The organism is Nonomuraea sp. NPDC003727 (assembly GCF_053586935.1).
Genome location: NZ_JBSFNE010000004.1, coordinates 172,154 through 185,930 on the forward strand (window position 1 = coordinate 172,154; position 13,777 = coordinate 185,930).

Here is a 13,777-nt window from a genome sequence, read left to right on the forward strand (position 1 = left end):
AGGACCTTCGCGCATGACAAGGCAACGCCGTCGCGGCGTGCTCAGCATCGATGAGGGCACCACGGGCACCCGGGCCGCCGTCGTCCTCGACGACGGCACCGCCGCACCGGCCGCCTACCTGCCGCTCTCGGTCCGCTCGCCCGACCACCTGCGGGTCGAGCAGGACGCGACGGAGATCTGGGCGGACACCGTCCGGGTCTGCCGGGAGGCGATGGAGTGGGCGACCGCGCACGGGGTGGAGCTCGCCGGGGTGTCGATCTCCACCCAGCGCGCCACGGTGCTGCTGTGGGACACGGTGACCGGCTCCCCGCTGAGCCAGGCCGTGGTGTGGCAGGACCGCCGGTACGCCGCCCGGCTGCGGGAGTGGGAGCCGGAGTGGGACGCGCACCTGGTCGAGCACACCGGCCGGCCGGTCGGCTCCCGGGCGCCGCTGCTGTGGGCGGCCGAGGAGGTCGCCGGCGACCCGGCCCTCCGGCGGGCCCACGACGAGGGCAGGCTGGCCTTCGGCTCGGTCGACACCTGGCTGGTCTGGAAGCTGACCGGGGGCGCGCGCCATGTCATGTCGGCCACGAACGCCGTGGCCGTGGGCGCCTACGACCTGCGGACGGGCGGCTGGCACGAGCCGTGGGTGAAGTTCCTCGGCTGCCCGCCCGACCTGCTGCCGGAGATCGTCGACGACGACGGCGACTTCGGTGTTACCGACCCGTCCGTGCTCGGCGTGCGGCTGCCCATCCTGTCCGTCATGGGCGACCAGCACGCGGCGATGATCGCGCTCGGCGCCCACCGGCCCGGCCAGGCCACGAGCGTCCACGGGACCGGAACGTTCCTCGACGCCGTCGCCGGCGACCGGCCGCCCGCTCCCGGCCGCCAGGTGCCGGGGGTGCTCACCCTCGTCGGCTGGCGGTCGCGGGGCACCTCCGTGTTCAGCCTGGAGAGCTACGCCTCGACGACCGGCTCGGCGATGCGCTGGCTGTGCGAGGAGATCGGGCTGTTCGGCTCGCCGGCCCAGCTGGCCGAACTCGCCCGCGAGCACACCGGGCCGACCCGGGTGATGTTCCTGCCCGCACTGGCGGGACTGCGCACCCCGGTCTGGTCGCCGGAGGCCACGGGGGTCCTCACCGGCCTCAGCCTGTCCACGACCAGGGCGGAGCTGGCCCGCGGCGTCCTCAACGGCTTCGCGCACTCGGTGTGCGACCTGCTGGAAGGCGTGGAGGACGTCATGGGCAGGCCGGTCACCGACCTGTTCTGCGGAGGCGGGCTGGCCGGCAGCGACGTGCTGATGTCCAGCCAGGCCGACCTGATCGGCCGGCCGGTACGGCGGGCCCGCGACCACGAGACCGCCAGCCTCCGCGGCACCGCCTACCTCGGAGGCGTGCGCGCCGGGCTGTGGCCGGACGTCTCGGCGGCCGTCGCCGGCCTCCGGCCTGCCCCCGTCTTCGAACCCACCCTTCCCGAGAGCGAGCGGGTGGCGGCCCGCGCCGCATGGCGCGACCTGCTGGCTCGCCACACCGCCACCGCCGGCCCCGGCGCGCCGGGCTCCCGCGGTCCCGAACCCGACGTACAGGAGGAATCACCCTCGTGATCCGGCTTCCCGCACGCAAGGCGAGGTCAGAGACGAACAGCGCCATCCGCCGTACCGCGCTCGCGCTCGACCGCAGGGAACAGATCGAACGGCTCGCCGCCCGGCCCGTGGACGTCCTGGTCGTCGGCGGCGGCATCACCGGCTGCTACACCGCGCTGGACGCCGTCACCCGCGGCCTGACCGTGGCGCTCGTGGAACGGGACGACTTCGCGTCGGGCACGTCCTCCAAGTCGTCGAAGATGGTGCACGGCGGCCTGCGCTACATCGAGCAGGGCAACCTGCCGCTGGTACGGCGTTCGCTGCTGGAGCGGCAGCGGTTCCGCAACAACGCCCCGCACCTGGTGCAGCGGCTGCCGTTCGTCTTCCCCGTGCTCGCTCAGGACGGCGTCTTCGACGCGCGCATCGCCAAGGCCTTCGAGGGCCTGCTGTGGACGTACGACCTCGCGGGAGGATGGCGCATCGGCAGGCTGCACCAGCGCCTCAGCGCCGCCGAAGTCCTCGCCCGCGCCCCGCGGCTGCGCGCAGGACAGCTCAAGGGCGGGCTGCTCTACTACGACAGCCGCACCGACGACGCGCGCCTGACCCTGACGATCGCGCGGACCGCGGCGCACTTCGGGGCGACCGTGATCAACGGCGCCGCCTGCCGCGGCCTGGTCCGCGAGGGCGGCCGGGTGCGCGGCGCGAAGATCGAGGTCGACGGCCGCGAGATCGACGTGCGGGCGGGCGTCGTGATCAACGCCACCGGCGTCTGGTCGGACGCGCTCGACGCCCTGTCGGATCCCGGCCACCGGCCCCGGATCCGTCCGGCCAAGGGGGTGCACATCGTGGTGCCCTGGACGCGGCTGCCCATCGACGGCACCGTGACCGTGCCCATCCCCGGACGGGCCCGCCGCGCGACCTGCACCCGCTGGGGGGACGTGGTCGTCGTCGGGACGACCGACACCGACTACGACGGATCCCTCGATGAGGTGCTGTGCACCAGGGAGGAGATGCAGTACCTCCTCGACGGGGCCAACACCGCCTTCGACGCCGACCTCGGCCCCGAGGACGTGGTCGGCTCGATCGCCGGGCTGCGTCCCCTGGTCGGCGGCAAAGAGGGGGCCACGCTCGACATGAGCCGCGACCACCGCATCTCGACCGACGCGCACGGGCTCGTCACCGTCACCGGCGGAAAGCTCACCACCAGCCGCCACATGGGGGAGCTCGTGGTCGACGCGGCCCTGAAGGTGCTCGGCCGCAGGGCCCGCTGCCGTACGGCACGCCTCCCGCTGCTGGGCGGCGCCGGCTACGACGCCGAGGCCACCTCGGCCACCGGAGGGCTCGGCGCCCACCTGGGACAGCGCTACGGCACCGAGGCCCGCTTCGTCGCCGACCTCCTCGGCGAGGATCCCTCCCTGGCCGAGCCGATCATCGAGGGCAGCGCCCACCTGCGGGCCGAGGTGGTCTACGCGGCCAGGTGCGAGCTGGCGCGAAGCGTCGACGACGTGCTGTCGCGCCGCACCCGGATGCGGGTGTTCGCCCGCGACCTGTCGGTCAAGGCCGCCCCTGAGGTCGGCCGGCTGCTCCAGAGGGAGCTCGGGCTGTCCGACGACGAGGTCGCCCGGCAGGTCGACGACTACATCTCCGGCATCGAGCGCGAGAAGACCGTACTGATGGAGGCACATTCATGATCAGCAGGCAGACCATCACCCACCCGTTCAACCGGGGTGACTACGTCGTCGGCGCGCCCACCCCGCCGCGCTGGGCCGCCGACTGCCCGCCCGGCGCGGGCCCGGCCAGCCTGCAGGCCGCCGTGGTCGAGGTTCCCGCCACGGTCGTCGCCGAGCTGCGGGCGATCGCCGCCGCCGTCCACACCGAGCGGGACGAGGTGATCACGCGCACCCGCGACTGGTGGGCGGGCACCTCCATCGGCGAGACGGACGGTCACCCCGCCACGCCCGACGCCGTGATCGTCGAGGCGGCCGACGAGGAGCAGGTGGCCGCGATCGTCAGGCTCTGCCACGCGCACCGCATCCCCCTGACGGTCTCGGCGGGCCGCAGCAACGTCCTCGGCGCCGCCCTGCCGGTGTTCGGCGGGGTCGTGCTGGACGTCTGCCGGCTCAACAGCATCATCTCCTTCGACGCCGAGTCGATGATCGTCGAGGTGCAGGCCGGCATGTTCGGCGACCTGTTCGAGAAGGAACTGCAGGAGACGTACGGCGCCACGACCGGGCACTGGCCGTCCGCCTTCGCCATCTCGACGGTCGGCGGCTGGGCGGCCTGCCGGGGGGCGGGCCAGCTGTCCACCCGCTACGGCAAGATCGAGGACATGGTCGTCGGGCTGGACGTGGTGCTGCCCGACGGGAGCACCGCCAGCTACGGCACCTACCCGAGGGCCGCCGTGGGGCCTGACCTGCGCCAGCTGTTCATCGGCTCCGAGGGCACGCTCGGCGTGATCACCCGGCTGCGGCTGCGCACCCACCGGCTGCCCGGCTACGCGGTGGGGCTCGCGTACGGCTTCGACACCTTCGCGGCCGGGCTCGACGCGTGCAGGGAGATCCTCCAGCGCGGCGCCACCCCCGCGGTACTGCGCCTGTACGACGCGCACGAGAGCGGCACCCACTTCGGCGAGCGGGACACCAATCTGCTGCTCATCGCCGACGAGGGAGACCCCGCGCTGGTGGACGCGACCATGGCGGTGGTCGAGGAGGTCTGCAAGGAGCGGGCGGCGGTCACGCTCGACGGCGACGCGGTCCTCGCGCGGTGGCTCGACGAGCGGATGGTCGTCGGCAAGTCCGGCGACGGCTTCGCCAAGGGCCCCGGCTTCGTCGCCGACACCTGCGAGATCGCCGCGCCGTGGTCGTCGCTGACGGCCATCTACGACCAGGTGGTGGCGGCCATCGAGGCGGTCCCCGGGACGCTGCGCGCCTCCGCCCACCAGTCGCACGCCTACACCGACGGCGCCTGCCTGTACTTCTCGCTGCGCGGCGACGTGGAACGCGCTCGCCGCCGCGAGTGGTACCGGGCCGCCTGGGACGCCGCCAACGAGGTGCTCATCCGACACGGCGCCGCCATCAGCCACCACCACGGCGTCGGACTGCTGCGCTCGCCGTACGTCGAACGATCGCTGGCCGGCGGCTTCGGCACCCTGGTGGCGGTCAAGCAGGCCCTCGACCCCGAGGGCATCATGAACCCGGGGAAGCTGGGGCTGCCCAGCCGGTTCCAGGCCGACACAACCGCGCACGGCTGACGCATAAGGTGGAGCAGTGAACCCTCGTCCGAAACGTCCCCTTGACCGGCGCCTGCTGGCCTCGCTCGCGGAACACCCCGTGATGGCGTCGCTGGTCGGCGTGGAGATGGCGGACCGGTTCACCACCACCTCGACCCCGCTGGGCATCCTCGCCTCGGTCCCGCTCGGCGATCTCGAGGTGACCGTCCGGCGGACCCTGGCCGCGAACAAGATCGTGTTCGTCAACATGGACTCGACCCCCGGCCTCGGCCACGACCCCGGCGCCCTGACCTACCTCAAGGGGATCGGGGCGGTCGGGATCTGCTCCACCCGCGCGGCGATCGTCGAGCGGGCGAGCAGCCTGGGGCTGCTGGCCATGCAGAAGGTGTTCGTGACCGACCGTTCCAACCTGCACCGCAGCGTCCAGGCCATCGCCCGGTCCCGTCCCGATCTGGTCCAGCTCATGCCCGCCGTCGTGCTGCGATACGTGGAGAAGCAGGCCAGGGAGCTCGGCGTGCCGTACCTGGCCGCCGGGTTCGTCCAGGGCGAGGCGGACGTGGCCGAGGCGCTCCGCCACGGCGCCGCCGGGGTCTGCACCTCGGAGCAGGCCCTGTGGGAGCTACGCCGGTCGGCCCTGCGCGCCTCCTGAACCACCTCCCGCCTCCCGCCGTCCGCTGTCCCGCCGTCCCGCCGTTCGCTGCGCCGGGCGTGCGGGGCGGGCGCAGCCATCCCTCAGCCGCCCCTCGGCCGCCGCGTGTGTCCCCACCGGTGGGTCTTCGCACGGAAGGACGACTCGATGACGCCGGTCACCCCGGACCTGCCCGGACTGCCACCCGGGCCGCCGTCCGGTGCGCCGCCCGGACCCCCGGCGGCGACCCCTGGCCCGCCACCGGTCAGCACGGCCCGCGGCCTCGGTGACGCGGCACCCGTGGGGACGTCCGGCGGTCCGCGGTTGACGGCGGTCGCGCCAGCCGTGTTCGTCCTGCTCTGGAGCAGCGCCTTCATCGCCGGCATCCCGGGAGTCGCGGCGGCTCCGCCGCTGCTGCTGATGTTCGCGCGCTTCGCCCTGGCCGGGGTGCTGCTCGCCGGTTACGCCCTGATCACCCGCGCGCCCTGGCCGCGCGGCCGGGCCGCGGCGCACATCGCCGTCTCCGGGCTGCTGATCCAGGCCCTGCAGTTCGGCTGCTTCTACACGGCGCTCGGCATGGGCTTCCCCGCCGCGGTCGTCTCCCTCGTCCAGGGGCTCAGCCCCGTGGTCATCGTGCTGGCCATGCGCCTGCTCGGCGAGACGGTCACCAGGCGGCAGGGGCTCGGCTTCGCCCTCGGCGCGGCCGGCGTCGTCCTCGCGGTGGCCGACCGGGTGAGCCTGTCCGGCTGGGGCGTGGCGCTGTGCCTGGTCGGGCTGCTCGGGCTGAGCGCCGGCACCCTCTACCAGAAGCGGTTCGTCCCCGACATGGACGTGCGGGCCGGAACCGCGGTGCAGCTTCTCGTCAGCGCCCCCGCCGTCGGGCTGGCCTGCCTGGCGGTCGAGACGCCGCGGGTGTCGGACTGGACGACGTTCGGCGCGTCCGTCGCGTGGATGGTGCTGGTCAACTCCATCGCGTCGTTCATCCTGCTCAACATGATGCTGCTCCGCTGGTCCGCCAGCCGGGTGAGCACGGTGTTCTTCCTGACTCCCTCGGTGACGGCGGTGCTGGCCTGGCTCCTGGTGGGCCAGGTGCTGCATCCGCTCGCCGTTGTCGGTCTGGTTCTCGGTGGCGCCGGTGTCCTGCTGGCCAACCACCGGTCCGCCCCGTCCTGAGAGTCACGGCGCCGCCTCGCGTGGGGAAGCCCCGCCGTGGCAGGAAGCCGCCCGGCGTCCGGCCGGCGGCTCCGGCCGGGCCGTATCCGCACGCCGAACCTATCGTGAAGACAACCTTGGAGCCTCTGAGAGGTGATGTGATGAGAATCCGCGGAGCCGTCCTTGAGGAGATCGGCCGGGCGCGCCCCTACGCCGAGTCCCGTCCGCTGACGATCTGCGATCTCGACCTCGACCCGCCCGGCCCCGGCGAGCTCCTCGTCAGGGTCGAGGCGGCCGGCGTGTGTCACTCTGATCTGTCGGTCGTCGACGGGAACCGGGTGCGCCCCGTACCCATGCTCCTGGGACACGAGGCGGCCGGCGTGGTCGAGCAGGCCGGCGCCGGTGTCGACGACATCGCCGTCGGCCGGCGGGTCGTCATGACCTTCCTGCCCCGCTGCGGCGCCTGCGAGGGCTGCGCCACCGACGGCGTGACGCCCTGCGTCCGGGGCAGCGCGGCCAACAACGAGGGGAGGTTGCTGACCGGTGGCGTCCGCCTGCACCGGAACGGCGGCAGGGTCCTGCACCACCTCGGGGTCTCGGCCTTCGCCACGCACGCGGTCGTGGACCGGCACTCGGTCGTCCCGGTGGACGACGACGTCCCTCCCGAGGTCGCCGCGATCCTCGGCTGCGCCGTGCTCACCGGTGGCGGCGCGGTCATCAACGCCGGCGAACCCGCCGCCGGCCAGACGGTGATGGTCGTCGGGCTCGGCGGCGTGGGCATGGCCGCGCTGATCACCGCGCGTGCCCTGGACGGCGTCACGGTCGTCGGCGTCGACAGCAATCCGGACAAGCTCGCCACCGCCCGTGACCTGGGCGCCCATGCGACCTACAGTCCCGCCGAGGTCGCCGCGCTCGGTATCAAGGCGCCGGTCGTCATCGAGGCGGCCGGGAACGCTCGCGCCTTCGAGAGCGCGGTCGACGCGACCGCCCCCGGCGGCCGCACCGTCACCGTGGGACTTCCGGCGCCCGACGCCCGATCGTCGATCTCGCCGCTCAAGCTCGTGGCGGAGGGACGGACCATCATCGGCAGCTATCTCGGGTCGGCGGTCCCCTCCCGTGACATTCCCGTCTTCGCCCGGATGTGGCGCGAGGGCAGGCTGCCGGTCGGCGCGCTGGTGTCGGCGAGGATCGGGCTCTCGGCGGTGAACGAGGCGATGGACCAGCTCGCCGACGGCAAGGCCGTCCGGCAGGTCATCCTCTTCGGCGAGGAGCAGGCCTGAACGGCGAGCGGGAAGGACGGGCGCGACCGAGCCTGTCCCTACCGGGTTCGGGGGAGCGGGAATCGGGCACGGACCGCGAAACCGCCGTCCGGTTCGGGGGCGGCGTGCAGGCTGCCGTGCACCATCGCCAGCCGTTCGCGCATGCCGACCAGCCCGTGGCCGCCGCGCTTCGCGGGCGATGCGGTGGATGCGCGCGCCGCCCGCCCGGGTTCGTTGCGCACCTCCAGGGTCAGCGCCTGCTCGGTGTATCCGATGGCGACCGCGGTCGGAGCCGCGCCGGCGTGCCGTAGCACGTTCGTCAGTGCTTCCTGCAGGACCCGGTAGGCGGTGAGATCCAGCACCGGCGGCAGCCGCGGCAGGTCGGCGGGGGAGTCCAGGTGCACTTCCAGGCCGGCGGCGCGGACGTCGGAGATCAGCTCGTCGACCCTGGACAGCGACGGGACGGGCGTCGGCCGCTCACCGTCGGGACGCTCGCGCAGGATGCCGACCAGGCCGCGCATCTCCTCGACCGTCTGCCGCCCGAGCCGTTCCAGCCCGACCACGATCTCCTGCTCGGAGGGACGATCGGCCAGCAGCCGGCGCAAGCCGCCCAGCTGCAGGGTCATCACGCTGACCGAGTGCGCGACGGCGTCGTGCACCTCCCGTGCGATGCGCGTGCGTTCCTGCGCGACCGCGGCCTGGGCGTTGGCCTCCCGTTCGGCGTCCAGCGCCGCGGCCAGTTCGGCCAGCTTCACCGCGCGTTCGCCGTTGCGCCGCGCGAGCAGCCCCATGTACCAGCCCGGCAGCAGGATCGCCGGCACGAAGAACAGCTCCCACACCGACTGGCCGCCGACGACCGACGTGCCGGCGAAGGACACGGCCGCGACGCACAGCGCGACGGCCGAACGCCGCGGCGGCTCCCGCCATCCGGCCCAGGCGACCGCCCCGATGAGGCCGATCATCGCCGCACCGCCGGCACCCGGCGCGTCGAAGGCCACCACGCCGACCGGGAAGCAGATGGCCGCGACGGCCGCACCGGCGAGCGGATACCAGGTCGCGAGCACCACGCCGACGCCGAGCACGATCCCCGAGACCCAGGTGGCCGCGGCGCTGGCGCCGAAGAAGTCGTCGAGCTTCGTCTCCACGACGGACAGGACGCCGATCAGCGGGCCGAACACCAGCGGGATGAGGCGGGCGTCCCTCAGCCGGGTCATCGTCATGGCTACAGATGGTAATCATGCCCGATGGCCGCCGAGTCCGCCGGATGGCGGACCGCTGCCGCTCACCGGGTCCCTCGAACGGTGGACCCGCGTGAGAGCCGGTCCACCGACGCGTGGACCCGTCACGATACGCAATGGCTGACGCGCCGCCTGGCGTCCCGGCGAGAGAGTTCCTTCGCCAACGACACCGAAGCCCGGAGGTACGACATGACCCCCCTTGCCCACAGCGCGACGGCCGCCGGGCCCGCGCTTGCCGAGCCCGTCGATCGAGCCGGCTGGTTCCTGCGACGCGCCGGCGGTGCCGCCCTGATCGCCTGCCCCCTGCTCATGCTCGCCGGCATGATGACCTGCCCGCCGCAGGACTCCGACTCGACGATGGACTACATCACCTCGCTGGCCCGCGACGCTTTCCTGACGGAGCTGTCGGCGATCCTGCTGCACTACGGCCTGATCGCCGGCGCGCTGGGCGCGATGGTCGTGCCCGGGCTCGTCCGCGGCAGGAAGGGGCGGTGGCTGACCCTGTTCGGCGCGCTGGCCGCCGCCCTCGGGCTGCTGAATGTGTCCGGCGCCGTGCGCGACGACTGGTGGCGGATGGTCCTCGGCCGGCAACTGCCGCTCGACGTCGCGGTGCGGATCTCGGACACCGTGGACGGGTCGGCGTTCATGCCCCTGTGGAACGGCACCGAGATGTTCGCCTTCCTGGGCCTGCTCGCCGTGTGCGCCGGGCTCGCCCGCGCCGGTGTCGTCGGCTGGTGGCTGACCGCCGTCTACCTCGGCGCCTTCGTCGCGATGATGTTCATCCCGATCGACCTGACGTATGTGGTGGGCGGCGCGTTCAGCCTGCTGTTCCTGCCGCTCGCGGTCGCGGGCGTGCGCACGTTGCAGCGCGTGCGCGCCGCGGCGTGATCCCGGCGGCAGGCCGCCGGCGGCGGGGCGGTGACGTTTGCAGCCGTTTCCCACTCTCCCGCAAGTCGCGTTGATCAGACTACGCGCGCTACATCACTGAATCGGAGTTTGCGTGAGGAAGAACCTATGGTGGCGGAGTGCCGTGGCGACGGCCGCCGCTCTCTGCCTGTCGGCGGGGACATTCACCGCTCCCGCGAACGCGGCGGCGGACCCCATGGTCAGGATCGCCGCGGTCAAGGCCTCCCCGGCCCGTGGCGGCGAGCAGTGCCCGGTCTCGACCGTGTTCTCCGCGGCCGTCACGGTCAAGGGGACCGACCGGTTGACGTACCGCTGGATCCGCAGCGACGGAAGCAAGAGCGCGGTGAAGACCGTCCGCGCGGGAGCGAAGGTGACGCTGCGGGAACGGCGCTCCTTCACCGGCAGCACCCGGGGCTGGCAGGCCGTCCAGGTGCTCAGCCCGAAGAAGCTGATCTCCAAGCGCGCCTACTACACGGTCTCCTGTGGCGCCGGCCTGCGTGACGTCGGCGTCTCCGGGCGACCAGGACAGGCGCCGCCGGCACCCACGGCGTCGGCCGAGGCGACCGGCGACGACTACGCAGGGAAGTGCCCGGCCGGCGGCGGAACGCTGCGCTTCACCGGCAGGCTGACCGTCTCCCGGGTGCCCGCGGCCGTCTCCTACCGATGGGTGGACAGCGACGGCGGCGCGCTCGGCACCGAGCGGCTGTGGTTCTCCGACGCCTCCACGCGTACGGTCACCTCCAGCCGCACCTTCCTGACCAGCCAGTCGGGTACGCGCTGGATCGAGATCCTGGGCCCGGACGGCAGAGTGCTGAGCACCTCGAACAGGGCCCCGTACCGCGTCGCCTGCGCGACCGACCCGACGCCGCCCCCGGTCGTCGTGAAGGCGGCCAACCCGTGGGTGAGCCCGGCCGGCTACCAGGGCTCCTGCACCAGGCCCCTGCAGTTCACCTTCCACGCGACCCTCGCGGTGTCGAAGCCGGCGAAGGTCACCTACAGGTGGGTCCGCAGCGACGGGACCACGGTCCCCGGCGAGATCGAGATCAAGGGCACCGACCTCACCAGGGACCTCACCCTCGCCTGGCCGGTCGCCGATCCGTCCAGGACGAGCGGCGGATCCGCCTGGGTCGAGGTCACCTCGCCGGCTCTGGCCCGCACCGAACCGGTGAAGTTCACGATCGCGTGCGTCGACATCAGCTTCTCCGAGACCAAGGTGGCCTCGCCCGCCCAGCCGTACACGGGGGCCTGCCCCGTGACGGTGCGGACCACGGCGACGATCACCGTGACGGGCGGGCCGGCGGTGGTCTGGCACTACTGGAAGTACCCGGGCACGGCCGCCACCTCCGAGAGGATCTCCGGGACCAGGACCTACACCAGGGACTGGGTCGAGAACGGCACGACAACGGGATCGACCGCGTTCGCCGTCGCGACCGGCGACGACTACGGCCACTGGAAGGACTCGGCGCCGATCACCTGGTCGGTCACCTGCAAGGGCGAGGAGCCGGCCCAGCTCACCGTGTCCAAGGCGGCCGTCACCACGTGGAGCCGCGAACCGGGCGCCTGCACGACCGCCAACCCCTACCAGCTCACCGCCGCGGCGACGGTCACCGCCCCCAAGGGCCTGACCTACCCGCTGACCGTGACCTACCGGTGGCGCTGGGACGACGGCGGCTACTGGCAGGAGGAGAAGCTCCGGTTCACCGAACCGGGGACACAGCGTGCCGCCCATTCCTGGATGACCTCCAAGAGCCACGCGGCCAAGGTATGGCTGGACGTCACCGGCCCCGCCAAGGTTCAGGGCGAGCCCGGCGAGTACTCCCTGACCTGCAACGGCAAGCCGCCCGCGCCCAACACCGGCGGGAAGGTGACGTCGGTGACGAACCCGGCCATCACGCCGTCCAACCACGCCGGCGCCTGCCCCGTCGACCTGAAGGCCACCGCGACGATCACCGTGTCCGCGCCTACGTCGGTACCGGTCGAGTACGCCTGGCGCTTCGACAACAACACCAGCAGCCCGACCGAGCGGATCACCTTCCCCGAGGGCGGCCCGCTCACCAGGACGGTGGAGTGGAAGGACTGGCGCGCCGTCCAGTCCACCGGCGGAAGGGTGACCGGCTACCTTCAGGTCGTCGCGCCCAACACGGCGGTTTCCGAACCTGTCACGTACAGCGTCACCTGCACCTGACGGATCCGGCCCGCCTGGCCCGGCCGCCACGGACGCCGTCAGGAGATGCCCTCACCGCCTCGCCCTGCCTTGATCACATCGAGTGCGGCGGCGGGGCGGTGTCTGCCCGGCGGTCCTCATCACGCGGCTCCCTGGCCCGGCCGGCCGGCGACCCCGTCAGTGATCCCGTGGCATGCTGGGACAGTGAGCAACCCCGAACACAAGCCGCTTTTCGAGGTCGTGCCGGAGAACGCCGAGCGGCCGCCGCCCATCGAGCTCGAGACGTCCACGGGCAGGCTGAGCGTGGCCGCCGACCTGACGGCGGAGGAGTTCGAGATCCTCGACGAGCTGCGGCGCTCGGCCGGCCGCTGACGATCTCGGCCCCCTACGCGGGCGAGGCGTCGGGAACCGTGCCGCGCGGGTAGCCCGCCAGCGCGTCCCTGTCGCGCAAGGCGAGCAGCTCGCCGCGCGACAGCGCCGCGGTGACCAGCCCCGGGCCGGTCGCGGCCTGCGTCAGCCGGGTCCCGTCCGGGTGCCAGACCCCGCTGCCACCGCACGAGACCCAGCCCGGCCCCGTGCCGGCGTGGTTGGCGGCGATCGCGAACATGCGGTGATCCATGGCGCGTGCCCCGAAATGGAGGTCCAGCCGCCGCGCCTCCGCGAGCGTGTACAGGACCGATCCGGCGTAGACCTCCGCACCTCGGCGGACCGCGTCCTCGGCGTGGGCCGGCACGCCGGCGTCGTAACAGATGGCGAGGGCGACCCGCCAGCCGTCGACGTCGAGAAGCGCACCCGGCTCACCGGGCTGGAAGAGATCACGCTCGCGGCCGTGCAGGTTCTGCTTGCCGTAGGCATGGATGCTTCCGTCCGGACGCACCGCCAGCGAGGCGATCCACGCCGTGCCGTCGGCCCGGCGGTAGGCCGCGCCCACCACCGCGGTCACCCCGCAGTCCCGCGCGGCCTGCCGGACGACGTCGAGTCGTGGGTCGTCCTCGGTCACCCACGCCGCCGGGTCGTCCAAAAGGTCGAGGTCGTAGCCGACGAGGGAGAGCTCGGGGAAGATGAGAAGCTTCGCCCCGGATTCGACGGCCACGGGGATTGACGCGGCCGCCGCGTGAGCATTGGCGGTCACGTCACCGAGGCGGGCAGAAGTCTGGGCGACCGCCACGATCAACGTCTCTTGGGACACGGCGGCATCCTAGCGTCCGCGTGGCACCCAGCGCCGGACTCGCCCGGGGAGTGCGGCAGTTCCCGGCTGGAAGCGCTGGATCACCTTCGACGGCATGGAACACCGGTCGTTCTGCGACTATCCGCTCCTCGCCCAGCAGCTCGGACTCAAGCTGGACTCCTCGCTCTCGGGTCCGCGGACCGTGGAGGTCCTGCGCACGTACGTCGGCGCCTTCTTCCACCTGCACCTGCGCAAGCAGTCGCGGCCGCTGCTCGACCGGGCCTCGCGCCGCTACCCGGAGGCGAGGTTCTGGCGCTGACGGCAGCCGTGCCCGCCCCCGGCGGACACCCTCCTCCGCACCACGTCACGCGGCGCCGCCGGTGCCGGCGACCTGGGCGGTGAGCGGCGACGACGGTGTGCTGAACCCCTTCGCCAGCAGCCGGACCGCCAGCACCATCTCGTTCAGCGCCAG

12 protein-coding genes are annotated in these 13,777 nt (G+C 73.0%); 10 read left to right on the top strand and 2 right to left on the bottom strand.

The window, feature by feature from the left end; all coding sequences use genetic code 11:
• Positions 1 to 13 precede the first annotated feature (13 nt).
• From ACWDLG_RS12420 to ACWDLG_RS12445, 6 genes are all read left to right on the top strand, one after another.
• A complete protein-coding gene (locus ACWDLG_RS12420; protein ID WP_449918972.1) occupies positions 14 to 1,582 on the top strand; it encodes an FGGY family carbohydrate kinase in 1,569 nt (522 codons plus the stop codon).
• The gene (locus ACWDLG_RS12425; RefSeq protein WP_449918974.1) at positions 1,579 to 3,252 is read left to right on the top strand and encodes an FAD-dependent oxidoreductase; all 1,674 of its coding nucleotides are present in this window, start codon (positions 1,579 to 1,581) and stop codon (positions 3,250 to 3,252) included. Before ACWDLG_RS12420 ends, ACWDLG_RS12425 begins: the two co-directional genes overlap by 4 nt.
• Complete coding sequence (locus ACWDLG_RS12430) at positions 3,249 to 4,811, top strand: FAD-binding oxidoreductase (RefSeq protein ID WP_449918975.1); 1,563 nt, start codon at positions 3,249 to 3,251, stop codon at positions 4,809 to 4,811. Before ACWDLG_RS12425 ends, ACWDLG_RS12430 begins: the two co-directional genes overlap by 4 nt.
• Before the next feature lie 16 nt (positions 4,812 to 4,827).
• Positions 4,828 to 5,439, top strand: coding sequence for a glycerol-3-phosphate responsive antiterminator (locus tag ACWDLG_RS12435; RefSeq protein ID WP_449918977.1), 612 nt, complete (start codon positions 4,828 to 4,830; stop codon positions 5,437 to 5,439).
• Between the two features lie 147 nt (positions 5,440 to 5,586).
• A complete protein-coding gene (locus tag ACWDLG_RS12440) occupies positions 5,587 to 6,591 on the top strand; it encodes a DMT family transporter (RefSeq protein WP_449918980.1) in 1,005 nt (334 codons plus the stop codon).
• Between the two features lie 140 nt (positions 6,592 to 6,731).
• Positions 6,732 to 7,850, top strand: a complete 1,119-nt coding sequence (locus ACWDLG_RS12445; protein WP_449918982.1) for an alcohol dehydrogenase catalytic domain-containing protein — start codon at positions 6,732 to 6,734, stop codon at positions 7,848 to 7,850.
• A 38-nt stretch (positions 7,851 to 7,888) separates the two neighbouring features.
• Here ACWDLG_RS12445 and ACWDLG_RS12450 read toward each other — a convergent pair whose 3' ends face one another.
• Complete coding sequence (locus ACWDLG_RS12450) at positions 7,889 to 9,049, bottom strand: sensor histidine kinase (protein ID WP_449918985.1); 1,161 nt, start codon at positions 9,047 to 9,049, stop codon at positions 7,889 to 7,891.
• Positions 9,050 to 9,256: 207 nt separating this feature from the next.
• Between ACWDLG_RS12450 and ACWDLG_RS12455 the strand changes: the two genes are divergently transcribed.
• From ACWDLG_RS12455 to ACWDLG_RS12465, 3 genes are all read left to right on the top strand, one after another.
• Positions 9,257 to 9,955, top strand: a complete 699-nt coding sequence (locus ACWDLG_RS12455; protein ID WP_449918988.1) for a hypothetical protein — start codon at positions 9,257 to 9,259, stop codon at positions 9,953 to 9,955.
• 112 nt (positions 9,956 to 10,067) lie between these two features.
• Positions 10,068 to 12,158, top strand: coding sequence for a hypothetical protein (locus ACWDLG_RS12460; RefSeq protein ID WP_449918991.1), 2,091 nt, complete (start codon positions 10,068 to 10,070; stop codon positions 12,156 to 12,158).
• Between the two features lie 183 nt (positions 12,159 to 12,341).
• Complete coding sequence (locus tag ACWDLG_RS12465) at positions 12,342 to 12,509, top strand: hypothetical protein (RefSeq protein WP_449918993.1); 168 nt, start codon at positions 12,342 to 12,344, stop codon at positions 12,507 to 12,509.
• 13 nt (positions 12,510 to 12,522) lie between these two features.
• Here ACWDLG_RS12465 and ACWDLG_RS12470 read toward each other — a convergent pair whose 3' ends face one another.
• On the bottom strand, positions 12,523 to 13,326 hold the full coding sequence (locus ACWDLG_RS12470; protein WP_449918996.1) for a carbon-nitrogen hydrolase family protein: 804 nt from the start codon (positions 13,324 to 13,326) through the stop codon (positions 12,523 to 12,525).
• A gap of 94 nt (positions 13,327 to 13,420) precedes the next feature.
• Between ACWDLG_RS12470 and ACWDLG_RS12475 the strand changes: the two genes are divergently transcribed.
• Positions 13,421 to 13,624, top strand: a complete 204-nt coding sequence (locus tag ACWDLG_RS12475) for a hypothetical protein (RefSeq protein ID WP_449918999.1) — start codon at positions 13,421 to 13,423, stop codon at positions 13,622 to 13,624.
• Positions 13,625 to 13,777 lie beyond the last annotated feature (153 nt).

What these genes read in the sequence shown, in the direction of transcription:
- ACWDLG_RS12420 (WP_449918972.1), top strand. Translation starts at nt 14, where the DNA reads ATGACAAGGCAACGCCGTCGCGGCGTGCTCAGCATCGATGAGGGCACC.
- ACWDLG_RS12430 (WP_449918975.1), top strand. Translation starts at nt 3,249, where the DNA reads ATGATCAGCAGGCAGACCATCACCCACCCGTTCAACCGGGGTGACTAC.
- ACWDLG_RS12440 (WP_449918980.1), top strand. Translation starts at nt 5,587, where the DNA reads ATGACGCCGGTCACCCCGGACCTGCCCGGACTGCCACCCGGGCCGCCG.
- ACWDLG_RS12445 (WP_449918982.1), top strand. Translation starts at nt 6,732, where the DNA reads ATGAGAATCCGCGGAGCCGTCCTTGAGGAGATCGGCCGGGCGCGCCCC.
- ACWDLG_RS12450 (WP_449918985.1), bottom strand. Translation starts at nt 9,049, where the DNA reads ATGACGATGACCCGGCTGAGGGACGCCCGCCTCATCCCGCTGGTGTTC.
- ACWDLG_RS12455 (WP_449918988.1), top strand. Translation starts at nt 9,257, where the DNA reads ATGACCCCCCTTGCCCACAGCGCGACGGCCGCCGGGCCCGCGCTTGCC.
- ACWDLG_RS12475 (WP_449918999.1), top strand. Translation starts at nt 13,421, where the DNA reads ATGGAACACCGGTCGTTCTGCGACTATCCGCTCCTCGCCCAGCAGCTC.